General features: G+C 74.4%; 22 protein-coding genes. 7 read left to right on the top strand and 15 right to left on the bottom strand.

Annotated features, from left to right (window positions below):
* The first annotated feature begins 113 nt into the window (after positions 1-113).
* The 4 genes from ACWEFJ_RS32800 (at position 114) to ACWEFJ_RS32785 (ending at position 5,981) form a co-directional block, all read left to right on the top strand.
* Positions 114-2,318: an ATP-binding protein gene (locus tag ACWEFJ_RS32800; protein WP_449716109.1), complete on the top strand. Its 2,205-nt coding sequence runs from the start codon at positions 114-116 to the stop codon at positions 2,316-2,318.
* Between the two features lie 128 nt (positions 2,319-2,446).
* Positions 2,447-4,120 (top strand): protein kinase domain-containing protein, encoded by a 1,674-nt coding sequence (locus tag ACWEFJ_RS32795; RefSeq protein ID WP_449716108.1) that lies wholly within the window; start codon positions 2,447-2,449, stop codon positions 4,118-4,120.
* Positions 4,121-4,278: 158 nt separating this feature from the next.
* Positions 4,279-5,175, top strand: a complete 897-nt coding sequence (locus ACWEFJ_RS32790) for a hypothetical protein (RefSeq protein WP_449716107.1) — start codon at positions 4,279-4,281, stop codon at positions 5,173-5,175.
* Positions 5,176-5,327: 152 nt separating this feature from the next.
* Positions 5,328-5,981 carry a helix-turn-helix transcriptional regulator gene (locus ACWEFJ_RS32785; protein ID WP_378097058.1) on the top strand — a complete coding sequence of 218 codons (654 nt, stop codon included), beginning with the start codon at positions 5,328-5,330 and terminating at the stop codon, positions 5,979-5,981.
* A gap of 11 nt (positions 5,982-5,992) precedes the next feature.
* On the opposite strand, the gene ACWEFJ_RS32780 is transcribed toward ACWEFJ_RS32785, so the two are convergent.
* The 7 genes from ACWEFJ_RS32780 to ACWEFJ_RS32750 form a co-directional block, all read right to left on the bottom strand.
* Positions 5,993-6,748, bottom strand: coding sequence for an SDR family NAD(P)-dependent oxidoreductase (locus ACWEFJ_RS32780; protein WP_449716106.1), 756 nt, complete (start codon positions 6,746-6,748; stop codon positions 5,993-5,995).
* Between the two features lie 103 nt (positions 6,749-6,851).
* A complete protein-coding gene (locus tag ACWEFJ_RS32775; RefSeq protein WP_378097052.1) occupies positions 6,852-8,033 on the bottom strand; it encodes an MFS transporter in 1,182 nt (393 codons plus the stop codon).
* Positions 8,034-8,122: 89 nt separating this feature from the next.
* On the bottom strand, positions 8,123-8,701 hold the full coding sequence (locus tag ACWEFJ_RS32770; RefSeq protein WP_378097049.1) for a TetR/AcrR family transcriptional regulator: 579 nt from the start codon (positions 8,699-8,701) through the stop codon (positions 8,123-8,125).
* A 40-nt stretch (positions 8,702-8,741) separates the two neighbouring features.
* The gene (locus ACWEFJ_RS32765; RefSeq protein ID WP_378097046.1) at positions 8,742-9,233 is read right to left on the bottom strand and encodes a cupin domain-containing protein; all 492 of its coding nucleotides are present in this window, start codon (positions 9,231-9,233) and stop codon (positions 8,742-8,744) included.
* A gap of 26 nt (positions 9,234-9,259) precedes the next feature.
* Positions 9,260-10,204: a GNAT family N-acetyltransferase gene (locus ACWEFJ_RS32760; RefSeq protein WP_449716105.1), complete on the bottom strand. Its 945-nt coding sequence runs from the start codon at positions 10,202-10,204 to the stop codon at positions 9,260-9,262.
* A gap of 78 nt (positions 10,205-10,282) precedes the next feature.
* Positions 10,283-11,464, bottom strand: coding sequence for an acyl-CoA dehydrogenase family protein (locus ACWEFJ_RS32755; RefSeq protein ID WP_449716104.1), 1,182 nt, complete (start codon positions 11,462-11,464; stop codon positions 10,283-10,285).
* Positions 11,465-11,502: 38 nt separating this feature from the next.
* Positions 11,503-12,960, bottom strand: coding sequence for an FAD-binding oxidoreductase (locus ACWEFJ_RS32750; protein ID WP_378097038.1), 1,458 nt, complete (start codon positions 12,958-12,960; stop codon positions 11,503-11,505).
* Between the two features lie 276 nt (positions 12,961-13,236).
* Here ACWEFJ_RS32750 and ACWEFJ_RS32745 point away from each other — a divergent pair, with 276 nt between their 5' ends.
* The gene (locus ACWEFJ_RS32745; protein ID WP_449716103.1) at positions 13,237-14,943 is read left to right on the top strand and encodes an HAL/PAL/TAL family ammonia-lyase; all 1,707 of its coding nucleotides are present in this window, start codon (positions 13,237-13,239) and stop codon (positions 14,941-14,943) included.
* Between the two features lie 481 nt (positions 14,944-15,424).
* On the top strand, positions 15,425-16,537 hold the full coding sequence (locus ACWEFJ_RS32740; protein WP_449716102.1) for a transcription termination factor Rho, short form: 1,113 nt from the start codon (positions 15,425-15,427) through the stop codon (positions 16,535-16,537).
* A 151-nt stretch (positions 16,538-16,688) separates the two neighbouring features.
* Here the strand turns inward: ACWEFJ_RS32740 and ACWEFJ_RS32735 are convergent, their stop codons facing one another.
* From ACWEFJ_RS32735 to ACWEFJ_RS32705, 7 genes are all read right to left on the bottom strand, one after another.
* Complete coding sequence (locus ACWEFJ_RS32735) at positions 16,689-17,261, bottom strand: M15 family metallopeptidase (RefSeq protein ID WP_449716101.1); 573 nt, start codon at positions 17,259-17,261, stop codon at positions 16,689-16,691.
* A 100-nt stretch (positions 17,262-17,361) separates the two neighbouring features.
* A complete protein-coding gene (locus tag ACWEFJ_RS32730) occupies positions 17,362-18,783 on the bottom strand; it encodes an ATP-binding protein (protein WP_449716100.1) in 1,422 nt (473 codons plus the stop codon).
* Positions 18,780-19,469, bottom strand: coding sequence for a response regulator (locus ACWEFJ_RS32725; protein ID WP_378096765.1), 690 nt, complete (start codon positions 19,467-19,469; stop codon positions 18,780-18,782). Before ACWEFJ_RS32725 ends, ACWEFJ_RS32730 begins: the two co-directional genes overlap by 4 nt.
* A 131-nt stretch (positions 19,470-19,600) precedes the next feature.
* The gene (locus ACWEFJ_RS32720) at positions 19,601-20,656 is read right to left on the bottom strand and encodes an ABC transporter ATP-binding protein (RefSeq protein WP_378096762.1); all 1,056 of its coding nucleotides are present in this window, start codon (positions 20,654-20,656) and stop codon (positions 19,601-19,603) included.
* Complete coding sequence (locus ACWEFJ_RS32715) at positions 20,656-21,477, bottom strand: carbohydrate ABC transporter permease (protein ID WP_378096759.1); 822 nt, start codon at positions 21,475-21,477, stop codon at positions 20,656-20,658. Before ACWEFJ_RS32715 ends, ACWEFJ_RS32720 begins: the two co-directional genes overlap by 1 nt.
* Positions 21,474-22,388 carry a carbohydrate ABC transporter permease gene (locus ACWEFJ_RS32710; RefSeq protein ID WP_449716099.1) on the bottom strand — a complete coding sequence of 305 codons (915 nt, stop codon included), beginning with the start codon at positions 22,386-22,388 and terminating at the stop codon, positions 21,474-21,476. Before ACWEFJ_RS32710 ends, ACWEFJ_RS32715 begins: the two co-directional genes overlap by 4 nt.
* On the bottom strand, positions 22,375-23,766 hold the full coding sequence (locus ACWEFJ_RS32705) for an extracellular solute-binding protein (protein WP_449716098.1): 1,392 nt from the start codon (positions 23,764-23,766) through the stop codon (positions 22,375-22,377). Before ACWEFJ_RS32705 ends, ACWEFJ_RS32710 begins: the two co-directional genes overlap by 14 nt.
* 202 nt (positions 23,767-23,968) lie before the next feature.
* Here ACWEFJ_RS32705 and ACWEFJ_RS32700 point away from each other — a divergent pair, with 202 nt between their 5' ends.
* Positions 23,969-24,361 carry an STAS domain-containing protein gene (locus tag ACWEFJ_RS32700; protein ID WP_449716097.1) on the top strand — a complete coding sequence of 131 codons (393 nt, stop codon included), beginning with the start codon at positions 23,969-23,971 and terminating at the stop codon, positions 24,359-24,361.
* Between the two features lie 208 nt (positions 24,362-24,569).
* Here ACWEFJ_RS32700 and ACWEFJ_RS32695 read toward each other — a convergent pair.
* A partial coding sequence (locus ACWEFJ_RS32695) for an alkaline phosphatase family protein (protein ID WP_449716096.1) occupies positions 24,570-25,856 on the bottom strand: 1,287 nt, incomplete at its 5' end.

Raw genomic sequence — 25,856 nt, 5'->3', positions numbered from 1 at the left:
GAGGTCCGGCCGCCGGCGAACGCGGAGGTGAACGACTGTGCACACCCATTTCACCACGGTGTTGATCTGCGGTTTCCCGTTCGGCTGACGGACCGCCGGGCCATAATGCGCCGGTGACCGATCGGGCGGCGGAGTTCGGCAGGCAACTGCGGCTGCGGCGGGAGGCCGCGGGGTTGTCGCTCACCGCGTTGGCGGCGCGGGTCCACTACAGCAAGGGCCACCTGAGCAAGGTGGAGAACGGGCACGCCGCGCCGAACCGCGAACTGGCGCTGGCGTGCGACACCGCGCTCGGCGCGGCCGGCTCCCTGGCGTCCCTGGTGGTGGCGCGGGAACCGGTCGGGTTCTCCGGTCTGCCGGCGGTGACGTCGCACTTCACCGGGCGCGAGGCCGAACTGCGCCGGATCGAGGAGGTGCTGGTCGGCGGTCGGGCGGCGGTGTGCGTGCTCGACGGCATGGCGGGCGTGGGCAAGACGGCGCTCGCGCTGCGGGCCGCGTGGACCGCCGAGGCGCACTTCCCGGACGGCTGCCTGTTCCTGGATTTGCGCGGGTCCACCCCCGGCGACGGCGGGCCGACCGGGGGCGACGTGCTCGACCGGCTGCTGCGGGTGCTCGGCGTGCCGGCCGAGGACGTGCCGCGCGACGAGGACGGGCGGGCGAACTTCTACCGCGACCGGCTGCGGGGCAGGCGGATGCTGCTCGTGTTCGACAACGCCCGCAGCGCACGGCAGGTCATCCCCCTACTCCCGGCCGAACCGAGGTGTCGAGTGCTGATCACCAGCAGGAACCGCCTGAACGCGTTGGACGACGCGGTGCACGTGTCGGTGGCCATGCTGTCCACCGCGCAGGCGGTCGAGCTGTTCCGCGCGGTGGCGGGCGACCGGGTGCCCGCCACCGCCGACGACGTGGTGGCGCGGATCGTCGAGCACTGCGGCCGGCTGCCGCTGGCCGTCCGGATCGCCGCCGCCCGGTTCCGCGGCAGCCCGGGGTGGACGCTCCCGGACTTCGCCGCGCGGCTGGCGGACGAGGCGGTCCGGCTGCGCACCCTGGACGACGGGGAGCGCAGCGTCACGGCCGCGTTCACGCTGTCGTACCGGGGCCTGCCCGCGGACCAGCGGCGGATGTTCGGCCTGCTCGCCCTGCACCCCGGTCGGGAGGTGGCGTTGCGCGGCGCCGCTGCGCTGGCCGGCGTGGGTGTCGAGGAGGCGGAGCGGTTGCTGGCCCGGCTGCACGACGCCCACCTGGTCGTGCAGCACCCCGGCGGCTACACCGGCTTCCACGACCTGATGCGGGCGTTCGCGATCGAGCACGCGCTGCCGGACGTGCCGCCGGCCGAGCGCGACGCCGCCGTGCGCCGGCTGTTCGACCTGGCGCTGGCGACCACGGCGGCGACGGACGAGCTGCTCGTGCCGCAGCGCTACCGGCCGCGACTGGAGCCGGCCGACCCGCCGCCGGTGGTCGAGGTGTTCGCCGACCGCGAGGCCGCGATGGCGTGGCTGGACGCGGAGTGGCCGAACCTGGTGGCGTTGTGCGGGTACGCGGCGGACCGGTCGTGGCACCGGGGGTGCTGGCAGTTGGCGTTCCTGCTGCGGGACTTCTTCTTCCGCACCAAGCTGTGGGACGCGTGGATCCACACGCACCGGCTCGCCGTGACGGCCGCGCGGGCGGACGGCGACGCGAACGCGTTGGCCATGACGTTGAACAACCTCGGCATGGCGCACGTCGACCGGGGCGACCTGGCGGCCGCGTCGGAGTACTACGAGGAGGCGTTGGCGTTGTTCCGCGCGGCGGACGACGAGCCGGGCACCACCAGCGCGCTGTCGAACCTGGCCTGGGTGAACCTGTACCTGGGCGACCACCGCACGGCGTTGCGCGACATGGGCGCCGCGCTGGCGGCGTACCGCCGGACCGGGGCCCGGCGCAACGCGGCGATCACGTTGCGCGGCATGGCGTTGACCGAGACGGAGCTGGGCGCGTTCGAGGACGCGCTGCGCCACGGGGGCGAGGCCCACGACGAGTTCCGCGACCTGGGGCTGGAGCTGGACCTCGCGATGACGCTGAACTGCCTGGCGTGGACCCACTTCCGGGCGGGCCGCCCCGAGGAGGCGGTGGCCTGGTACGAGCGCGCCGCCGACACCGCGGCCCGCTGCGGCAGCAGCCACGAGGTGGCCCGGGCCGAGACGGGCCTGGGCAACGTGGCCGCCGCGACCGGCGACCACGCCACCGCGCACCGGCTGTGGACCTCCGCCGCGGCCGACACCCTCGACCCGGTGATGGTGGGCGAGGAGCGGGTGCGGCGCTCGCTCGCCGCCGCCTCGTAGGGGCCGGGCCGGTCCCGGGGCATCGACGGTCGCCCGCCCGCGGGGGCACGCGGTTCCGTTGGGCCGACCGGAGCAGTGACCGGCCCACCCCGCCGCGGGGCCCGGTCCGACTGCGAGACTTCCCGACCATGCGTGAGGTGGGCAACGGGCGCTACCGCTTGGTCCGCGAGCTGGGGCGGGGCGGCATGGGCGCCGTGTGGCTCGGGCAGGACGCGGTGCTCGGCCGGGACGTCGCGGTCAAGGAGCTGATGATCCCCGGTGGCGTGCCCGCCGCCGAACGCGCCGTCTACCAGGAGCGCGTGCTGCGGGAGGCGCGGATCGCCAGTCGGCTGGCCGACCCGGCGGTCGTCACGGTCTACGACCTGATCAAGGAAGAGGACCAGACGTACATCGTGATGGAGCTGATCAAGGCTCCCACGCTGGCCGAGCTGGTCGAGCGGGACGGGCCGCTCGACGTGCGGGCGGCGGCGACGCTGGCGGGTCAGCTGCTGTCCGCGCTGGAGGCGGCCCACGAGTCCGGTGTGGTGCACCGGGACGTCAAGCCCGGCAACGTGATGGTCCCCGCCAGGGGGACGGCGAAGCTGACCGACTTCGGCATCGCCCAGAACCTGGACGACCCGCGGCTGACGGCCACCGGCGCGTTGATCGGCTCGCCCGCGTACATGTCGCCGGAACGGCTCTCCGGCGCGCAGGCGTCGCCCGCCTGGGACCTGTGGGCGTTGGGCGCGACGCTGTTCTTCGCCACCGAGGGGTACGGCCCGTTCGACCGGGACAGCACGTCGGCGACCATGCTGGCGGTGCTGAACGAGCGCCCGCGGCCGCGCCTGACGCCCGGCCCGTTGGCGGACCTGATCGTCGGGCTGCTCGACCCGGACCCGCAGCGGCGGCTGGGCGCGGCCGGGGCGCGGCGACTGGTCGAGCGGGCGCTGGCCACGCCACCGGACCCCACCGCGCCGGACCCCACCGCGCCGGTCGACCCGCCGACCGTCCGCACGCCCCCGATCACCGGTGGCGCGGCGTCGAACCGCGTGCCTTCCGGCGGCACGCCCGCCGACGCCGCGCCGTCTAACCCCACGCCCCCGGGCGGCACTCCCCCCGTTGCGACGGCGTCCGGCGTCACGCACTCGGGCGCTCCCCCGTCCGCGCTCGCCCGCAAGCGCCGCACGGGGCTGATCCTGTCCGCGACGTTGACGCCGCTGTTCGCCATCGGCGCGGTGGTCCTGCTGTACTTCACCGTCCTCAAGCCGCAGTTCAACTGGAGCGTGGGCGTCCCCGACCCGACGACCACCACCCCGCGTCCGACGACCACCGCCCCGACGACCTCCTCATCGGCGCTGCCGACGTCCTCCCCCGCGCTCCAGCCGGTGTTGACGGTCGGTCCGGACGGCGACATCGTGGCCAACGCGCTGGTGGTGACCGAGGGCGAGTGCCTGACCTGGGTGCCCGCCAAGGGCGCGGGGCGCATCGGGGGCGAGCGGACGGTGGGCTGCTACGGCCCGCACGACGTCGAGGTGATGCACGAGGTCTACTCCGACACCGACGCCGACACGGACGTGCCGTACCCGTCGGCGGAGGAGCTGGGCAAGCAGGTCGCCGCCGAGTGCACGCGGGCGTTCCTCTCCGACAAGGTGCGCGGCCCGGACAAGGAGGCCGTGCTGCGGTTCTGGGCGGTGATCCCGAGCGCCGGCGCGTGGCGGCTGCGCGTCGAGAACGGCCACCGCGTGTCCTACCGGCACTCGGTGTGCTTCGTCGGCCGGGCGGACGGCGCGAAGCTGACCGAGCCCGTCGTGGTCGACGACTGACGCCGCGCCGGGCGGTTTCAGCCGAATGACGCACGTCCGCCGCCTCCGACCAGGCTTACAGTCGGGCCACCTGAGAGGGAGGCCGCCATGACGCCGTCACGATCACCCGCCCGATTACCCGTCGCCCCCGCCGCCGGACCGCTCCGGGGAGGTGCGTGATGCCCACCGACTTCGAGCCGCTCGTCCGGCACGTGCAGTCCGAGAAGGGCGGCTGGTTCGGGTTCCTGTTCGCCGGCGGCTGGCACGTGTCGGTCTTCCCGACCGGGCCGCGGGGCAGGCGGACGTTCACCGAGTTCCACGTGACCCGGGAACAGCAGACCGGCAACCGGCACCACTTCTACACCGACGACGGTCACGTCCAGCTCAACCACCTGGACAACATCGTGCTCACCGACGTCACCGCGTGGGCGCACGCCAACACCCTGGCCGCCGAGTTCTACCAGCGGGTGCTGAACCTCCACGTGACCGCGGAGGACCTGCGGCAGGAGCTGACGACGTTCCAGCGGCGCACCGGCCGGGTGCGGACGATGGACGAGTACCGGGCCGCCGAACGCCTGCGCGCGGAGCAGGCGTCCACGCCGGTCGTCCAGCGGACCCCCGTGGTCACCGAAGAGATCGACATGTTCGACTTCACCGACGACGAGCCGGTGACGACCACCGCGGCACCGCCGCCGGGCGCGCCGCCGCAAGGGCAGCTTCCGGGGCAAGGCGCACCACAAGGGCCGCCCGGCGCGCTCCCCCAGGGACCGCCGCCGGGACCGGCGCACGGTCTGCCGCCCGGCCCGCCCGGCGGTCTGCCGCCCGGCCCGGGGGCCGTGCGCGTGCCCGCTCCCGTCGTCGCGCCACCGGTCCTCGCCGGGCCGCTGCCGCCGACGACCCTGGCCCTGCACGAGGTGTACCAGCGCCACCTCCGCGCGCTCGTCCTCCCCGACGACGTCCGGCGGCGGTGGTCGGAGGCGTTCGACCAGCTCTACTCGCGCCTCGGCCGGCACACCACCGTGGCGGAGCTGAAGGTGTTCTACGACCAGGTCTTCACCAGCGGTCTGAGCATGTGACCCGACCGGGCCTTTCCGTCCCCGGAACGCCCGTCGCCCATCATACGAATGGGTGAAAAATGCGGTCTCCGGCGCGCAATTGCGTGCCGGGACCGCAATCCCGTCTTGCTACACTCGGAAGCCTATCTGAGGGGGCAGATGTGGAACGAGCCATGGGGTCCGTCGACCCGATAAAAGTGCTGATCGGCATTCGGAACGAGTTGGCCCGGTACGGGCTGGAGCGCCTGCTCGCGACCCTGCCGCGGGTCGGGCGGCTCGACGTCCGGAATTCGCCCGAGGAGGCCCTGCGGGAACTCCGCGGCGGCGCGTTCGACGTGGTCGTGGTGGCGCTCGGCGAACTCGACCAACCCCTGGCGACCGACGACGCCCGGTCCGCGGCGAGGCGGCTCGTGATCATGGGCGGGCTCGGCCCCGAGGACATCCTGCGGGCCGCTGACGTGGGCGGACACGGTTTCCTGAGCCTGCCCGAGATCAACGCGGTGACGTTGGACGAGACGTTGCGCCGGATGGTGGGCGGCGAGGTGCCGATGCCGGTGAAGATGGCGAACAGCCTCCTCGCGGAGGTCCGCGGCGGCGCGCGGACGGGCGTGGTGCCGTTCCCGGCGAGTTTGACGCCGCGCGAGCAGCAGGTGCTGTCGTTGCTCGTGCTCGGCCTGACCAACAAGCAGATCGCGCGCAAGCTCCGCATTTCCTCGCACGGGGTGAAGAGGTTGGTCGCGAACATTCTGGCCAAGCTGAACACGCCCAATCGCACGTTGGCCGTCGCGAAAGCGCTGCGGGACGGTTGGGCGCCCGTCCCGGCCTGACCGGGGTCACCTCACAGGACGCTTCCCCCGTCCACCACGAAATCGTGCCCGACGAAGAAGGACGCCTCGTCCGAGCACGCCCAGAGGATCGTGCGGGCCACCTCCTCGATCGCGGCGACCCGGCCGGCGGGGACCACCGCGGCGAACCGCTCGTCGCGCTCGGCGAGGCTCTCGCCGGGCGCGAACGCCATCGCGGTGTCGGTCGGGCCGGGGCTCACCGTGTTGATCCGGATGCCCTCGCGCGCGTACTCGCGGGCCGCCGTCCGGGTCAGCGCCTCGACCCCGGCCTTGGTCGCCGCGTACGCGCCGAAACCGGGCAGCACCGAGTGCCTGCCGACGGTCGACGCGACGGTGACGATCGCCCCGCCGCGCCCGCGCATGGCCTCGACCTCGGCGCGCAGGCACCGCCACGTGCCGGTGAGGTTGGTGCCGACGACCCGCAGCCAAGCCTCCTCGTCCAGCTCGCCGACCGGTCCCAGCTCCCGCACGCCCGCGTTGTTGACCGCGACGTCCAGCCGCCCGAACCGGTCCCCGACCGCGGCGAACAGCTCGGCCACGGCGTCCGCGTCGGCGATGTCGGTCGGCACGGCCAGCGCCGTGCCGCCCCGCTCGCGGATGCCGCGCTCGGTCTCCGCGAGCCGGTCCGGGTCGCGGCCCGCCAGCACGACGGCCGCGCCCTCCCCGGCCAGCGCGATCGCCACCGCCCGCCCGATGCCGCTGCCCGCGCCGGTGGTCAACGCGACCCGGTCGGCGAACCGCCCCGTCACCGGCCCACCGCCACGATCACCGAACCGCCCACCACGGGCGCACCACCACGATCCCCGAATCGTCCCGCCACCGGCCCGCGACGACGGCCCGCGAACCGCCCCCTCACCGGCCCACCGCCGCGGTCGCCTCCGACGGGCGCGGTGTGGTGCGGTGCGACCGCAGCAGCTCCGGCACGATGCTCGCGAAGCCGAGCACGGCCAGCGCCACCCCGATCCACAGCGGCGCGCGCAGCCCGTACCCGGCGCTGATCGCGAGGCCGCCGGTCCACGAGCCGATCACCACGCCGAGCGTGATCACCGAGGTGTGGACGGTGTTCACCAGCGGCCGGCCGTTGGAGGTCCGGATGACCCGCGCCGCCATCGCCGGGTTCATCGTCACGCCGACGAGCCCGATCGCCACCAGCGCGGCGACGGCCACCGCCGGGACGTCGGCGAACAGCCCGAACACGGCCAGCGCCGCGGTCAGCGCGACCAGGCCGACGGCGAGCACGGCCATCGTGTGCCGGTCGGCGAACCGGCCGACCACGGCGTTGCCGACGACGGTCGCCACGCCGTAGCAGGCCAGCAGGACCGGCACGCTGCCCGCGTCGAACCCGCTGACGTCGGTGAGGATCGGCGTGAAGTAGCTGAACGCCACGAACGTGGCCCCGATGATCAGCATGCTGGTGGTGTACGCGGCCCACAGCCTGCCGTCGCGGAACGCGGCCAGCTCCTGGCGCACGCCCGGTTCGTGGCCCGCCGGCGCGGCGGGCACGGCGCGCAGCGTGATCAGCGCGACCACCAGCGCCAGCACGGCGACCGCCCAGAAGGCGGCGCGCCAGCCGAACGCCTGGCCGACGAACGTCGCCGCGGGCAGGCCGAGGACGGTGCCGATCATCAGGCCGCCGATCACGATCGACGCGGCCCGCCCGGTCCGCTCCGGCCCCGCGCTGTCCACGGCGATCGCGAACGACATGCCGAACACCGACGACGCGGCGATCCCGGTGACCACGCGGGCCACCAGCATCACGCCGTAGTCGCCCGCCAGCGCGCCGATCACCTGGCCGACGATGAACACGCCGAACAGCGCGACCAGGGTGTTGCGGCGCGGGAACCGGAGCAGGCCGACGGTGAGCAGCGGCCCGCCGACCGCCATGCCGGCCGCGTAGACGGAGATCAGGTAGCCGACCGCGGGGATGGACACCCCGAAGTCCGCGGCGAGCGCGGGCATCAGCCCGGACACCATGAATTCGCTGGTGGTCACGGAGAAGATGCCGAGACCCAGCACGTAGACGGCGATGGGCATGGGTCCGTCCTCGTCGGTCGATGAGCGGTTTTGTACTGATCGGTTAAAAACGCGGGCATAACGCTGTGACCACGGCCCTCCCCCCGTGGTCACAGCGCCGCGAGCGTGCCTTCCATGACGTCGACGAGCGTTGCGCGGTCTCGAACGACCTTGGCCAGCACGCGCAGTCCGTAGTACCCGGCGAGGAAACCCCGGGCCAGCTGCCGCGCGTCGCGGTCCGCGGACAGCTCCCCCGCCTTCTGCCCGGCGAGGATCACGTCGTGCAGCAACGCCTCCACCCGGGCGAACTGGCGGCGCACCTCCGCGGCGATCTCGTCGCTGCGGCCCGCCGCCTCGGAGGCGGCGTTCATCGCGAGGCAACCGCGGCGCTCCGGGTCGCCCAGGTCCAGCTCGATCACGGCGGTGAGCAGGGCCCGCAGCCGGTCCTTGGCGCTGCCCGGACCGCACAGGATCTCGACCTGCGTGGCGAACCCGACCTCCGCGTACCGCACCAGCGCCTGCCGGTACAGGTTCGACTTGCTCCGGAAGGCGTGGTAGAGGCTGCCCCGGCCGAGGCCGGTGCGCTCGCACAGGGCTTCCGTCGACGTGGCCTCGAACCCGTTGGTCCAGAACACGTCGAGCGCGGCATCGACGACCGCCACGTCGTCGAACTTCTTCGGCCTGCCCATGGGAGGACGCTAACCCGTTCTGTATCGGTCGGTCAATTACTCAGCGTTCATCCGATCGGGGGAACGAGCCGAAGCTCGCGCCCACCTCCAGCAGGCGGTCGAGCGGGACCGGCGCGGCCGGCGGCGGGGGCGCGCCGGGCACCGCCGGCTCGCCCAGCGCCCGGAAGAAGCCCTCGAAGCCGCCGGGCGTGAACAGCAGCAGTTGCCGGGCGACCCGCGTGGTGGTGTTGCGGAACGAGTGGGGGATGCCGCGCGGCACGAACACGAAGTCGCCCGCGCCCGCCGTGTACGTCCGGCCGCCCGCGTCGATCTCCAGCTCGCCCGCCAGCACGTAGAACGCCTCGTCCTCGTGCAGGTGGGTGTGCGGCGGCGGACCGCCGCCGGGCGGGACGTCCGCCTCCAGCACGGTCAGCGCGCCGCCGGACCCGGCGTGGTCCAGCTTCACGGCGTACACGTCGCCGTTGAGCCACACCGCGTCCCCCTCCCCCGCGCCCACGTGGACCGGCTCGACCCGGCCGCGGCCCTGGGCCATGTCGCCTCCTCGGGACGTCGCGCCGGTCATCGGTGGTGCGGGTGCACGATGGCGTAGTGCAGCTCGTCGGCGAACGTCCCGTCGCGGTTGCGCAGCCGGGACTTCCGCTGCCCCTCGAACTGCCAGCCCGCCGCGACGAGCCCGCGTGACGAGGACGCGTTGGCGACCTTCACGCCCGCCTCCAGGCGCGCGTAACCGCCCTCGGCGAACGCCCACTCGGTGACGATCCGCAACGCCCGCGCCATGTACCGGCGGCCGCGGAACGCGGGCAACACCCCCACGCCGACGTCGGCCACGCCCGGCGGCACCACGGGCCGCAGCACCACCTTGCCCGCGACCTGGCCGGTCTCGTCGTCGACGATCGCCAGCAGGGCCCGCGACCCGACCACCCACTCCAGCGTGGCGCGCTCGGCCCCGGCGGCCGTCTCGCTCTCCGGCACGGGGTCGAACAACGACCAGCGGCGCGCCTCCGCGTTGCTCTGCTCCAGGTGCAGCGCCACCGCGTCGGCGGCGGTGGCCACGCGCAGCGTGAGCACCCCGTCGCCGATGCCGTCGCGGGGCAGGGCCGGCAGGGCCGGCGCGATGGGTTCCGCGCCGTCGCCGGGCAGCCGGGCGAAGACGGCCCCGTCGGCCGGGCCGCGGGCGGTGACCACGGAGCACCGCTGCACGCCCTCGTAGCGGAACCCCGCGCCGAGCGCCGCCCTGGCCAGGTCGAGGTCGTCCAGCGGGCACCGCAGCTGCGCCCGCGCCGTGCCGCGTCGGAACGACCAGCCGGCCAGCGCCCGCACCGCGTCCACGGCCAGGTCCGGGTCGTGCCGGTGCAGGGTGAGTCCGAGGTCGGCCGACGTGAGCGGCCCGGACGACAGCCGCACCGCCGCCGAGCCGAGGTCGTGCCCGCTCGCCCGCTCCACGAGCGTGAAGACGCGCACCCCCGCACCGGCGTCGTCCGCCGCGGCGGGGACCAACCGCACCCTCGGGAAGGTGGTCGCCCCCGGTTCCGTTCTCGTGCTCTCGGTCATCTTCTCGAGCCCCCCAGCGTCGATTCGGTGTCAGAGGAACGGGTTGGCGGGTGTGCCGCCCAGCAGCAGCTCGCCCGAGGCCCGCACGATCGAGTGCTGCGCGACGGCGTGCTGGCACATGGTGGTGAGGTCGCGCAGCCACCGGTCCAGCGGCGACGTCCTGCGGTACACGGCCGCGCCGCCGACCAGGTCGTACAGCCGGTTCACGATGGACCTGGCGGTGCGGAACGCGTGGTAGCGCGCCAGCGCGGTGGCGGCGCGCTCGTCCGGGGTGAGCCGCGCGCCCTCGGCCAGCCGCGCCCACTGCCGGTCGAGGGTGGCGTAGACGGCGTGCCGGGCGGCGGCCAGCTCCATCTCGGCCGCGCCGACCGCCGCCTGCACGTCGTGGTTGGCCGACCACCGCTCGCCGGTGGCGCGGTCGACGCGGGTCTCGGCGAGCGCGCGCACGTGGTCGATCGCGGCGCGGGCCACGCCGAGCGGCACGCCGGGCATCTTGCGCACGGTGGCGTCGGGCGCGGCGTGCAGCGGGCCGTCCCGGCGGGGCTCGGCGAAGCTGAACGTGTGCTCCTCGGGCACGAAGAGGTCGGTCGCGCGGTAGTCGCCGCTGCCGCTGCCCGCGAGGCCGGTGGTGTGCCAGGTGTCCACCAGCTCGAACTGCTCGGGGTGGGCCAGCACGACCCGCCAGTGCACGGGTGCGCCGTCCGGGCCGGGCTCCGGCTCGCCGTCGCGGTGGACCGCGCAGCCCGCGGCCAGCCGGTCGCAGTGCGTGCTGCCGCTGCCGAACCGCCACTCGCCGCTGACCAGGTACCCGCCGGGCACGCGTTCGGCCCGGCCCTGCGGGTGGATCCACCCGGCGGTGATCATGTCGAGCCTCGGGTAGAGCCGCCGGGCCACGGCGTCGTCCAGGTACCCCGCGTAGATGCCGGAGTCCGTGCCGATCATGGCGCACCACGCGGCGGACGCGTCGCCGGTGGCCAGCACCTCGACGACCTCGGTCTGCTGGGCGGAGGTCATGCCGGGTCCGCCCCACGACGTCGGCACGGCCATCCGGAACACGCCGGCGGCCCGCAGCAGCTCCACCACGTCGGCGGGCAGCCGGCGGGCCTGTTCGATGTCGGCGGCGCGTTCCCGCAGCACGGGCGCGAGGTCCCGCGCCCGGTCCAGGATGTCTCGGGCGGTGAGGTGCGTTTCGAGCGTTCCGGTGCCGGTCATCCGCTGTCGTCCCCCGTTCTGGCGGTGGTGGTCCGGGGTCACGCGTAGCGCCCCGGCGCGATCGTCCCGGCGGGGTCGATCGCGTGCTTGAGCCGGCGGGCGAGCGCCCGTGCGGCCGGGTCGGGTCCCAGGCGGTCCAGCCAGTGGGCGTGGTCCACGTCGAGCCGGTACGGCACGTAGCCCGCGTCGGCGAACAGCTCGTAGGCCCGGTCCAGCGCCAGGTGGGCGCGGCCCGCGCCCTCGGGCGTGCGGTCGAACCTGATCGGGACGACGAAGTCGACCAGGTCCGGGCCGAGGGCGTTGAGCGTCGCGCCGGGCCGGGCGCCGGTCTCGGCCCGCACCCGGTCCAGCAGGGCGAACGCGTGCGCGATGTCCCGGCCGGTGAAGGGCACCAGCGGCAGGAAGAACAGCCAGCCCCGGCCGAGGCGGTCGACGTGCTCGGCCGGTTGGCCCAGGGTCGCGGCGAGGAGGTCGTCGTTCGCCCCCGGGTCCCCGGCGTACAGCTTCGCCACCGTGCGCGCGACGGGGTCGGTCGGCTCGCCGGGGTCCTCGGTGAACAGGTCCGCCGCCTCGGCCCGCAGCACGGCGGTCAGCGCGGCCACCGCGGCGCGCGTGCCCTCGACGCACACGTGCGCCTGGAAGCCTTCGCCGCCCCCGCCGTAGATCCGGGCCGCGGTGCGGTCGAAGACCTTGACCACGCCGCCCACGAGCCCCTGCGCCGTCCACCGGCGCAGCCGGTCCACCGCGCGCGGCAGCGCGTCCGCGGTGAAGTTGAGCCGCAGCACGCGCTGCGCCTCCGGCCGGGGCGCGAGGTGGACCGCGGCGGCGGTGACCACGCCGAGGTCGGACTGGACGAACAGCGGGGCGAGCGACGGGCCGAGGCCGTGCCGGTACACCGGGGTGCGCCGGCCAGGCCGCGGCCACCAGCCGACGCGCACGAGGTCGCCGTCGGGCAGCACGACCTCCAGCCCGAGCACGTCGTCCACCCGCTGCCGGCGCAGGCCCACGCCGCGGTCGAGGGCGTTGCCGACGACGCTGGTGTGCGCCGACGACGCGGTCACGTTCAGCACGCGCTCCGTGCCGTCGAGCAGCGCGGCGAGCCGGCCCTGGGTGACGCCCGGCTCGACGACCGCCCACCCGTCGGCCACGTCCAGCTCGCGCACCCGGTCGAGGCCGGCCAGCCGCAGCACGACCGCGTCGTCGCGCGCGGGTTCGCCGGAGCCGAGGCCCCAGTTGCGGCCGGTGCTGATCGCGTGCAGCCGCCCGACGCCGGCGAAGGCGCGGACGACGCGGCGGACCTCGCCCGCGGTGCGGGGCGAGACCACGCCGTGCACCCGGCGGGGGCGGAACTCGCCGACGTTCGGCCGGGGCGACGGGTCGGGGTGGACCTGGACGCGGTCGGCGCCCACGATCCCGGCCGCGACGCCGAGCGCCGCGCGCAGGGCCTCGCCGGTGCGCTCCTCGTCGTGCACGGGTCGTTCTTCGGAGATCGTCATGGGTTCCTCACTGCCGGTCACGGGACGGCGTGGCCGATCGGGTTGGGAAAGCGTGACGGCGGCGGCGGTGGCCGGGAAGGCCCGTGGGGTGCGGCGCGGTGGCGACCCCGGGGCCGGCCGGCCGGCCAGGTCGGGTGGCCTGGCCAGGTGGTGCGCCGTTCACCCGTTGGAGCGATCATCGCGGCGGTCGGGCGGTGAGCGGCCCGGTTCGGCCGGCGCGCGGACCGCGCGTGCCCCATAACTCTGGGCGGGTTCACCGCACGAGAGAGGTCGGGGATGGCACAACCGAGGCGGCTCCTGGTCCTGGCGGCCGTGATCTGGACGACCGTGGCCGGCACGCCGCTCCTGTCGCCGGTCGCCGGCGCGGCGGCGCAGCGCGGCGGCGACGCGCTGCGGGTCGAACTGGACGGCGAGTCGATGACGTGGGAGCGGATGGTGGGTGTGCTGGAGGCCGACGCGGTGGAGGTCCACCTGGGGCTCAAGGCGCGTCGGGCCATGGCCGCCTCGCGCGAGGGCGCGGTCGCCGCCGTCGAGGGCGGGCAGCGGGTCTACGGGTGGAACCAGGCGCTCGGGCCGTTGAAGGACGAGCCGCTGCCGGCCGGGGAACGGGTGGAGTTCCAGCGCCGGGTGCTGCGCTCGCACGCGGCCGGGGTGGGGCCCGCGCTGTCGGACCGGGTGGCCCGCCTGGCGCTGGTGCTGCGGGCCAACACCATGGCCCGCGGCGCCATGGGCGTGCGGCCGGAGTTCGTCGACCGGATCACGGCGCTGGTCAACGCGGGCGTCACGCCGAGGATGCCGGAGATCGGCTCGCTCGGGACCGGGGACCTCCAACCGATGGCGGCGGCGGGCCTGGTGCTCACCGGCGAGCCCGCGCCCGCCCGGTTCCGGGGCCGGGAGGCGCCGGCGCCCGAGGTGCTGGCCGCCGCCGGCCTGCCGACCGCGTTCCAGCTGGAGCAGGGCGAGGCGCTGCCGCTGATCAGCGGCAGCAGCGTGCTGACCGCGCGGTACGTGGACGCGGTCGTGCGCGCCGAACGGCTCGTGGACGCGTTCGACGCGGCGTTCGCCCTGTTCCTGGAGGCGACCAGGGCCGAGCAGGGCGCGTTCGACCCCCGCACGCACGACGAGCGCCGCATCCCGGCCGAGGTCGAGGCCGCCCGCCGCACCAGGGCGCTGATCTGCGGCACGGGCTGGATGACCGAGGAGGGCAGGCGACGGCTGGGCGAGGAGAGCCCGCGCATCCAGGACGCGGTGTCCGTCCGCGCGACGCCGCACATCCTCGGCGCGCTGCGGCAGACCCTGGCCGACGCCCGCGGCCACGTCGAGCGCGAGGCGAACGCCTCCACCTCCAACCCGCTCGTGTTCCCCAAGCCCGGCGGCGGGTACGAGTTCGTCATGGGCGGCAACTGGGACGCCGCCCTGCTCGGCCACGCCATCGACGCGCTCAACGCGCAGGTGGCCGACCTCGGCGTGCTGTCGCAGGAGCTGTCGGGCCGGTTGCTGGCGGACAAGTGGAGCTACCACCTGCCCGCCAACCTGGCGGGTGGTGAGGTCGGCCTGAACTCCGGCATGGTGCAGGCGCAGACCGTGGCGGTGGCGCTGGTGCCGGAGATGCAGGCGCGGGCCACGCCCGCCGGGACGCTGTCGCGGCCGGCGAAGTTCGGCCAGGAGGACCACAACACCATGGCGATGGCGTCGGTGCGCGGGCTGCACGAGAACCTGGACCGGCTGGAGACCGTGCTGGCGGTGCAGGTGATGATGGCCGCGCAGGGCATCGACCTGATCAAGGACAGGATGTCCGGCCTGCCGCTCGGCGCGGGCACCGCGACGCTGCACGAGACCGTGCGGCGGCACGTCGCGCCGCTCGGCGACGACCGCTACCTGACGCCGGACGTGGAGAAGTCGGTCGAGCTGGTGCGCGGCGGCGAGCTGAGCCGGGACGTCCGGGCCGCCACCGCGCCGTCGGCCGACGAGTGCGCGGCCTGACGGCCGACGGGCGCACGCCCGACCTCGGACCGGCGCACGCCCGACCGCGCCGTCGGCCGGGCGTGCCACGCGGCCGGGGTATGCCCGGCCGTGCGATCGGCCGACGTGTGGCCTGGCGGGGAACCAGCGCGCCCGGCCGCGCCGTCGGCCGAGGACCGCACGACCCGACCACCGACCGTCGCACGCCGACCGCACCGCCGGGCGGTCGGCGTGCGACGGTCCCGAGTGGACGTTCGGGGTCCCCGACGCCCTCGCGCCCGACCTCCGTCGTGGTGGCGTGACGGCGCGGTTGCGCGTCGTGCGCACCAGCGGCTAGCATGCCCGGTATCGCGTTCTCGTGGACGTAGGCGGCGGTCAGCCCCCACCACGAGTCCTCTCGAAATCCCCGCACCGACCGGACGTGGCTCGCGCAGCCTTACCCGGGTCGTCGGCGGGTCGTACCGCGGCACGTCCGCGTCCTCACCCACCCAGGGAGAAACCCTTGTCCCACAACGACACCGACGCCCGGCTCGGCTCCGGCGTCCTCGACCTGACCGACCGCCGCGCGGTGCTGCGCGCCGACGGCTGCCTGCCCGGACCGCGCGACATCACCGTCCCGGCGCGACTCGTGGCCGAACACGGGCTGCGGCGCGGCGACGAGGTCCACGGCCGCGTCTCGGCGGACGGCGCGCGGGCCGCGTCGCTGCTCACCGTCGACGCGGTCAACGGCGCGCACCCGCGCCACTCCCGCGCCCGGCCGACCTTCGCCGACCTCGTGCCCACCCACCCGGACCGGCGGCTGCGGCTGGAGACCGAGCCGCACGAGCTGACCACCCGGGTGATCGACCTGCTCATGCCCCTCGGCAAGGGGCAACGCGCGCTGGTCGTCGCGCCGCCCAAGGCGGGCAAGACCACCGTGCTGCGGTCGATCGCCCACGGCATCGCCAAGAACCACCCGGAGTGCCACCTGATGCTCGTGCTGGTCGGCGAACGGCCGGAGGAGGTCACCGACCTGTCCCGCGCCGTGCCCGCCGAGGTCGTCGCGGCCACGTTCGACCACCCGCCGCGCGACCACACCGCGCTCGCCGAACTGGCCGTCGAACGGGCGAAGCGCCTGGTGGAGCTGGGCCGTGACGTCGTGGTGCTGCTCGACTCCGCGACCCGCCTCGGCCGCGCCTACAACCTGGCCGCGCCCGCATCCGGGCGGATCCTGTCCGGCGGCGTGGACGCGGGCGCGCTGACGCCGCCCAAGCGGTTCCTCGGCGCGGCGCGCAACGTCGAGGGCGGCGGTTCGCTCACGATCATCGCCACGGCGCTGGTCGACACCGGCTCGGCGGGCGACGCGGTGCTGTTCGAGGAGTACAAGGGCACCGGCAACGCCGAGCTGCGCCTGGACCGCAGGACCGCCGCCCGCCGCGTGTTCCCGGCGGTGGACGTGCACCAGTCCGGCACCCGCCGCGAGGAGCTGCTGCTGGCCCCCGGCGAGGCGGCGGCGGTCCGCCTGCTCCGCCGCGCCCTCGCGGGCCAGGACGACGCGGTGGACGCGCTGCTCGACGGCCTGCGCCAGACCTCCGACAACGCGGAGTTCCTCGCCCGCCTCACGACGCGCCGCTGACGGCATCCCTCCCGGTTCGTCCCCGCCACCGACACACGGCGACGCGCCCGACCGCGTCCTGCCACACCCCTGACGCGCGCCGGTCGCGTGCGAAGGCCCGGCGGCGTGGGCGCACCGACCACGGCCGGCCGAAGGGCAGCCGCGAAGCCGGTCACCCCGCGGCGTCGCTGAGCGGCACGGGGCACTCGCCCCCGGGTTCGGTGGACAGCTCGAAGTGCCACATCTCGTTGGCATAGGTCTGGCACAGGCCGTAGTCCGCGCCGTGGCGCACGAGCCAGTCGGCCGCGTCGGTCGGGCCGATGTCGATCGCCTTGCCGGTCACGTGCGCCGACTTCTCCGGCGTGCTGACCAGGCGACGCGCCTCCGCGAGGCTCCCATGGACGGCCACGGCCTCGTCCAGCAGGCGTTGCTGGTACTCCCTGCTGCGCCACCCCGACGTCACCCTCAGCTCCACGCCCGCCGCACGGGCGTCCCGCGCCGCCTCCCGCACGGCCGCCAGGAGGTCGGGGTCGAGCCCGCGGATCGCCGCGTGCTCCGAGTCGAACGGCGAGATGGTGCCGTGCTCCGGGATGCTGCCGTCCTCGCCGACACCGCCCCGGTTCCCCGGCGGACCGCCGGGCACGGGATCGGACGCGCAGGCGGACAACGCCACCACGAGCGCGCCGAGCACCGCCGTCACGGTGCGCCGGCGGTGGACGTGGTCGTGGACCGGTCGACAGGCCATGGTTTCTCCCCATCGGGTGTGTCGGAGCGGGACGCCCCCGACACTGCCGACGCGATGTCCGCGGCCGATGCGCGTGATGTGCGCGTTGTGTGACAGCCGCTCAGGGCGCGACGCCGCGCGGCACGGTGAGCGTGAACACCGCGCCGCCGTCGTTGACGACCTCCAGCCGGCCGCCGTGCAGGTGCGCGTTCTCCCGGGCGATGGCGAGCCCGAGGCCGCTGCCCTCCGTGCGGCTGCGGGCGCGGTCGCCGCGCACGAAGCGGTCGAACACGACGGGCGCGAGGTCGGCGGGCAGGCCCGGTCCGGAGTCGGCGACGGACACCCGCACCCGCTCGGGCTCCGTGCCGTCGACGGTGACCGTGATCGGCGGTTCGCCGTGCCCGACCGCGTTGGTGACGAGGTTGCGCACGATCGTGTGCAGCCGGCGCGGGTCGCCGTGCACCGTGGCATCCCCGGTGCGGCGGACCGGGACGTCCGCGCCCGGCGCGGTCACCTGCACGGCGTCGATCGCCAGCGCTTCGAGGTCCACGGCCTCGGGCCGGAACTCGACCGCGCCGGCGTCGAACCGCGACACCTCCAGCAGGTCGTCGACCAGCCTGCCCAGCCGGCGCGCCTGGCTGCCCAGCAGTTCCGCCGACCTCGCCCGGTCGGCGGGGTCCGGGCTGTGCAGGCCGTCCGCCGCGGCGACCATCGACGCCAACGGCGTGCGCAGGTCGTGCGCCACGTCGGCGACGAACCGCCGTTGTTGCCGGTCCTTCAGCCGGAGCTGGTCGATCGACTCGCCGAGCCGCTGCGCCATCGCGTTGAACGAGCCGGCGAGGTCGGCCAGCTCGTCACGGCCCTGCACGGGCAGCCTGGTGTCCAGCGCGCCCTCCCCGAACCGCCGGGCGGCCAGCGCGGCCGTGCGCACGCGGCGCTGGATCGTCCGCGCCGCCGGCACGCCCAAGCCGCCGCCGAGCAGGGCGATCACCGCCGCCACGCCGGCGAGCCGGTCGCGCAGGAGGGCGAGTTCCCGGTCGAGGCCGCCGGTGTTGTAGAACTCGGCCAGCAGCAGGCCCGGCTCGACCTCCCCGACGATCACGAGCTGCGGGCCCTCCGGGGTGGTCGCGGTGTAGCTCACCGAGTGGCCGTGCCGACGTGCCGCGTCCACCGCGTCCGCGGGCAGTCGGCCGCGGACCGCTCCCCCGGTGCCCGCCACGGGCAGGTACCCGCCGTCCGCCACCCCGGAGACCGGGCCGGAGGTCGGGGTGAAGTTGACCAGCGCCCAGGTCAGGCCGAGCCGCCCCCGCATGTACTCCGCCACACCGGACACGGCGGAGTCGAACGCGGTGGCGCGGACCAGGAACTGGTGCGCCTGCTGGGCGTCGGAGTCGAACGCCGCCTCGGCGGAGGCGGCGAACCGGTCCCTGGTCGTCGCGGCCTGGAGCCGGTAGGTGACCAGCGCCATCGCCACGGTGGTGACGAGCGTGACGGCCAGGACGGTGAGCACCACGGCCGCCCGCAGGCTCGGCCGCCACGTCACGGCTTGACCAGGCGGTACCCGAACCCCCGCACGGTGCGCAGCAGCACGGGGTTGGCCGGCTCCCGCTCGATCTTGGCCCGCAGGCGCGCCACGGCGGCGTCGACCAGGCGCGAGTCGCCCGCGAACCCGTAGTCCCACACCCGCTTCAGCAACGTCTGCCGGCTCAGCACCTGGCCCGCGTGCTCGGCGAACTCGGCCAGCAGCCGCAGCTCGGTCGAGGTCAGGTTCAGCTCCTCGCCGTTCCTGGTGACGACCATGGCGGCGACGTCGAGCCGGAGGTCGCCGATCAGGTACACGTGCGACTTCGGCGGCAGCGCGGGCACGGCGCGGCGCAGGATGGCCTTGACCCGGGCGTCGAGCACCCGCGGCTCGACCGGTTTGACCACGTAGTCGTCCGCGCCACACTCCAGGCCGACGACGACGTCCACGGCGTCGCCGCGGGCGGTCAGCAGGATCACCGGCACCGTGTCGTCGGCGCGGATCCGGCGGCACACCTCGAACCCGTCCACGCCGGGCAGCATCACGTCCAGCAGCACCAGGTCGGTGTCCGCCCGCCGCCGCGCCAGCGCGTCCAGCGCCTGCTCGCCCGTGGCCGCCACCGCGACGTCGTGGCCCAGGCCGCGCAGGGCGCGCGACAACGCCTCGGCCAACATCGCGTCGTCCTCCACGAGCAGCAACCGCGACACCGGTGGGACCCCTCGCTCTCGGCACGGCTTCCGCCCCACCGTATACCAGCGGTTACGCCGAACGGCCCACCGTCACGCCGGGTGGGTGTAACAGGCGTGCGACGAACTGTGACGAACGCGCACGACGCAGGTCAGCCGCCCAGCAACCGGCCCTCCTCGGCCCCGTAGAACAGCAGTCGACCGGCCGGCGCGGCCACGGTCAGGCGGTCGCCCGGGGCGGGTTCCCGGTCCTCGGGCACGGTGAAGCCGACCAGCGCGCCGCCCGGGCAGTCGAGCGTGACCAGCGAGGACACGCCCAGGTTCTCGACCGCCGCCACCCGGCCGGTGATGCCGTCCCCGGCCGGGACGAGGTACTCGGGCCGCACGCCGACCACGACCGGTGTGCCGTCGGGCTGCCCCGGCGGGCCGGGCAACCGGGACCCGGCGCACTCGACGTGCCCGTCGCGGACCACGCCGTCGAGCAGGTTCATCGGGGTCGAGCCGATGAAGTTGGCCACGAACGTGTCCGCGGGCCGTTGGAACACCTCGCGCGGCGTGCCGAGCTGGCGGATCCGACCCCGGTCCATCACCGCGATCCGGTGCGCCAGCGCCAACGCCTCGGCCTGGTCGTGCGTCACGAAGACGGTGGTGAGCGCCAGGTCGTGCTGGAGCCTCTTGAGGAACGTCCTGGCCTCCAGCCGCAGCCGCGCGTCCAGGTTGGACAGCGGCTCGTCCAGCAGCAGCACGTCCGCGCCCGCCGCGACGGCCCGGCCCAGCGCGGCGCGCTGCTGCTGGCCGCCGGAGAGCCGCCCCGGCCTGCGGTCGAGCAGATCGGCCAGGCCCAGCCCGGCGGCCACCTCGGCGGCCACCTCCCGCCGCCGCGCCCCGGGCACGCGGCGCACCCGCAGCGGGTAGGCGATGTTCTCCGCGACGGTCATGTGCGGGAACAATGCGTAGTCCTGGAACACCATCGCGACCCCGCGACCGCCGGGCTCCACCCGCGTCACGTCGCGGGAGCCGATCGCGATCGACCCCTCGGCAGGCCGCTCCAGGCCCGCGATCGTGCGCAGCAACGTGGTCTTGCCGCACCCGGACGGCCCGAGCAGCGCGAACAGCTCGCCGTCCGGCACGCGCAGGTCCAGCCCGTCCACCGCGCGGACCCCGTTCGGGTAGACCGTGGACACCCCGGTGATGTCGATGCCCGCCATCAGCCCTTGATCCCCCCGTGGAAGCGGAACCCGTAGGCCCGGTTGACGACCAGGTACAACACCACCACCGGCACCGAGTACAGCAGCGAGAACACCGGGATGACGGTCAGGTCGGCGGTGCCGCCCTCGTCCTGCAACGTCCGCAGCAGCACCGCCGCCGGCTGCCTGCCGACGTCGCGCAGCAGCAGGAACGGCAACAGGAAGTTGCCCCACGCGTTCACGAACGACCACACCAGGATCGTCGCGATGCCCGGCCGGGCGATCGGCAGCACCACGTGGCCCAGCACCTGCCGGGGCGACGCGCCGAACACCCGCGCGGACTCCTCGTACGAGCGGGGCACGGCGTCCACGAAGTCCTTGAGGATGAAGATGGCCGCGGGCAGCATGCCGCCCGCGATCACCAGCGCCGTGCCGAACCGGGAGTCGATCAGGCCGAGCTGGAGCATCAGCACGAAGATCGGCACCATGGCGGCCGTGCCCGTCACCACGCTGGACAGCAACAGCAGCACGTACAGCAGCACGTCACGGCCGGGGATGCGGACGCGGGACAGCGAGTAGGCCGCCAGCGCCGCGAACGCCGTCGTGACCGCCGACGCCACCACGCACAGCACCAGCGAGTTGACCAACGACCGCACCGCGTACGGGTGGCGCAAGGTGGCGTGGACGTTCGACAGCGTCCACTCCGGCCACCGCAGGCCGAACCCGGGCCGGGCGTCGAACGGCGCGCCCGCCAGCCACAGCATCGGCACCGCGAAGAACGCCAGCACCGCCGCCACCAGCACGGAGGAGCCGATCCGGCGGACCACCCACCCCGGTGTCACGCCCGCCTCCCGCGCAGCAACCGCAGGTACACCAGCGCCACCACCAGGTTCGCGACCAGCAGCAGCGACGACATCGCCGACGCGTACCCGAGCCGGCCGCTCTCCAACGCCTGCCGGTAGATCAGCACGGGCAACACCTCCGACTCGTGGTTCGGGCCGCCCGCGGTGAGCAGGAACGGCGTGAAGTCGTTCGCCGTCCACAGGCTGATCAGCAGGGTGTTGGTCAGCACGTGCCCCCGCAGGCGCGGGAACACCACGTCCCGGACGGTCTGCCACCCGCTCGCCCCGGCCAGCCGGGCGGTCTCCAGGTGCGACGGCGGCACGGTGGCCAGCGCGGAGGCGTACAGCAGCATCGAGAACGCCGTGCCCCGCCAGGTGTTGAACACGATCAGGCTCGCCATGGGGTGCTCGACCAGCCACGCCGTGCCCGGTTGGCCGAGCAGGACGCCCAGCGTGCCGCCGTCGCGGCTGAGCACGGCGAACCACAGGTAGGCGACGACCGGGCCGGGCAGGATCCACGCCGGCAGCACGAAGCCCTCGACGGTGTGGCGGAGCACCGGGCGGGCGCGGCGCAGGAGCCAGGCCAGCCCGAAGCCGAGGGCGTTCTGGCCGACGACGGCCGAGCCGAGCACGAACAACGCGGTCAGGCCGAGCGAATTGGCGAACAGCGGGTCGTCCAGGGCGGCGGTCAAGTTGTCCGCGCCGACCACCCGCGGCGCGGCGGCGGACGGCCCGGTGAGCTGGTAGTCGGTGATCCCGATGTAGAGCGTCCACAACGCCGGGAAGACCAGGAACACACCGATCAACACCAACGCCGGCACCACGAACCCGACCGCCCGCGCGGTCCCCAACCCGACCGTGTCGCGCCCGACCGCGCCCCGTCCGCCGTCGTCGCGGTCATCCCCCGGCAACGTTGCCCTCGCCGACCGCCCTGACGACCGCCTCGTGGTACGACCGCGCGGCCTCCTCCGGGCTCCGCCCCGACACCACGTCGGCGGTCGCCTGCTGCAACGCGGCGGACACCCGCGGGTAGTCCGCGAGACCCGGCCGGTACCGGGTGATCGGCAGCACCCGTTCGGCGACGAAGCGGAGCATCGGGTCGCCCGCCAGCACCTCGTCGTTGACGTCGGACCGCTGCGTGACCTGCGCGCCACCCGCCAGCGCCGCCTTGACCGCCTCCGCGGAGTTCATGAACTCCACCAGCTCCCACGCCTGCCGCGGGTAGCGGCTGTTCGGGTTGACCACGCGCACCCCGCCGCCGGACATGCTCACGAAGTCCTGACCGCCCACCCCCGCACCCGGCACGCGGGCCGGGATCAGCGCCCAGCCCACCACCGCGTCCCGGTCGGCCATCTTCGCGACGCCGTTGCGCGGCTCCACCACCGAGCGCCAGAAGTAGTCGCTCTCCGGCAGGATGCCGATCCGGTGCTCGGCGAACAGCGCGAACGACCGGTCCCGCCCCTTCGCCTCCTGCTGCACGACCGGATCGCCGAGGCCGTCCGCGTAGACGCGCCGGTAGAGCGACAGCACCTCCCGGACACCCGGCGTGGCGCCCTGCCACTTGCCGTCGTCGTGCACGAGCGCCCCCGTGCCCGCCAACGCGGGCAGCACGCCCTGCATGGTGGTCGCCTCGCCCATCGCGGTGCCGGCGTTGAGCTGGAGCGGTGTCACGCCGGGCAGCGCCTTCAGCTTCGCGGCGGCGTCCAGGACGTCGTCCCAGCTCCGCGGCTGCCAGTCGGTCGGCAGACCGGCCCGCGCGAACAACTCCTTGTTGTAGAACAGCACCCGGCCGTCGGTGCCCATCGGCACGCCGTAACGCCCGCCCTCGAACTCGCCCAGACCGTGCACGGCGGCCGGGATCTGCCGCCAGCCGTCCCACGCGTCCACCACGTCCGCGCCGACGACCTCGGCCAACGGCCTCACGTGACCGGCCTGCGCGAACTCGCCGAGCCAGATGCCGTCCAGTTCCACGACGTCCCCGCCGCCGCCGGTCTTGAAGTCCAGCGCGACCTTGGTCTTGTAGTCCTCGTCGCCCGCGCCGTTCTGCTCGAACCGCACGGTCGCGGTGACCCCCTTGGCGCGTTGCGCCTCGGTGAACCTCGGGATGACCCAGTTCGTGATCCAGTCCGCGCCACGCGCGTTCTTCCCGCCCGCCACCGCGTTGGCCGTGATGGTCAGCGTGACGTCCTTGGCGTCGGCGTTGCGCCCTGGGTCCGCCTGCCGGTCCTGGCCGAGGCACCCCGCGAGCACACCGGCCACCGACAGCAGGACGATCGTCGTCCGCCGCATACGTGCCCCCACGAGAGTGCCCGTCGCTACGTCACCCCTCAACATGGCACCGGGGCCGCGCGAGCGCAGCACGTCCGGTCGGCATCACCCGTTTGACGGCCGCGGACGGCCATCACCGACCGTCGCCTCGGGGTTCGCCACCGTGATCGCGTGGCATGATGGCCTGTTGCAGGGTTGGAGCGGTAGGCCGGGAGGCGCGTTCATGAGCGGTCGGGGCGAGGCCGGCGGGCCGGTCGCGGTGCGGTCGGTGCGGAGGGGCGACGCGCTGGTGGTCCAGGTCGAGGGCGAAGTCGACATGGACACCTGCGACGACGTGCGCGCCGAGGTCGTGCGCGGCCTGGGCGAGCGACCGGCGGCGGTGGTGCTGGACCTCAACGGCGTCGTGGTCTTCGGCTCGATCGGCCTGTCGCTGCTGATCGAGGTGCGGCACCGGGCGGAGGCGCTGGGGATCGGGTTCGCCGTCGCGGTCGACCGGCGCACCGTCCTGCGGCCGTTGGCCGAGACCGGGGTGGCCGACCTGCTGCTGGTGTTCCCCGAGGCGGACGAGGCCGTCGAAGCGGCGCTGACCGCACCGCGCCTGCACGCCACCCCCTGACCGGGGAGACCGGACGGTTTGCGCTCGGGGAAGGGCGGGCACCCCAACGGTGACCGCCCCGCCGCCGACGCCGTGCGGATGGGGTGTCTGGGGAATCGCCGGGATGGCGCGGTGACCAGTACCTCCCGCGCCATCGCGGGCCCCACCAATCTTCGTCCACACAGGACTGATCAATGGTGACTTTCAGTCCACACTGAAGTGATTGAGGTTATCGAGTAGGTATTCCTTGCAGGTTGAGGAGCAGGTCGCGGACGACGGTGGCCGGCAGGTGGCCGTCGCGTTCGACCACTTCGGGTGCGTGGGGGTCGGAGCAGAGCAGGACGGGGCCGTCCTGGGGTCGGTCGGGCAGGCGGCCGTGGGTGCCGCGCACGCAGCCGGGGTCCAGGGGCACGGTCCGCATCGTGTAGCGCAGGCCGAGTTTCTTGCGCACGAGGTTGAGCCCGGCCTTGGCCTTGGCCAGGCGGTCGGCGGGGTCGAAGAACAGCTCGGCGGGGTCGTAGCCGGGTTTGCGGTGGATGTCCACCCCGCGGGCGAAGTCGGGCGCGCGGTCGTCGTCCAGCCAGTAGTAGTAGGTGAACCACGCGTCGGGCTCGGCGACCACCACGAGTTCGCCGGAGCGTTCGTGGTCCAGGCCGACCGCAGCCTGGGCGTCGCGGTCGAAGACCTCGTCCACGCCCGCCAGCTCGCCGATCACCGCGCGGGTTTTCGCCAGGTCGGCGGGGTCGCGGACGTAGACGTGGGCGATCTGGTGGTCCGACACCGCGAACGCGCGCGAGGTCCACGGGTCGAGGTATTCCATCCCGGCCTGCGTGTGGACCTCCAACAGTCCCGCGCGGCGCAGGGCGCGGTTGATGTCGACCGGGCGACGCGCCCCGGTGATCCCGTACTCCGACAACGCCACGATCGTCGCGTCGAGCTCCAGCAGGGGCTTGAGCGCGCGGTCCACGTCGGCGGCGGCCCGGATCGCCTGCGGCGAGTCGGGCCCGAAGCGTTGCAGGTCGTAGTCCAGGTGCGGCACGTAGACCAGCAGCAGGTCGGGCCGCTGTTCGGCGAACACCTTCAGCGCCGCGCCCACGATCCACTCGCTGGACCGCAACGACGCCGTCGGCCCCCAGTACTGGAACAACGGGAAGTCACCGAGGGCACCGGTCAGCCGATCGTGCAACTCGGGCGGCCGGACGTACGCGTCCGGAGACTTGCGCCCGTCCGCGTGGTAGATCGGCCGCGGCGTCACGACGACATCGGTCGACGCCCCCATCGCATACCACCAGCACACGTTCGCCGCCCGATAACCCGGACGGAACCGCCGCGCCGTCTCCCACACCTTCTCACCTCCCACCAACCGGTTGTGCTGCCGCCACAAGTGCACCTCGCCCAGCTCACGGAAGAACCACCCGTTCCCCACCACCCCGTGACCCGACGGCGCCAACCCCGTCAACCACGTCGACTGCACCGAACACGTCACCGCCGGCAACACCGTCCCCAACCCCGCCCG

Source organism: Actinosynnema sp. NPDC004786, assembly GCF_053601135.1.
Note: the sequence above shows the minus strand (reverse complement) of the source record. Positions and strands in the feature narration are given on the sequence as shown.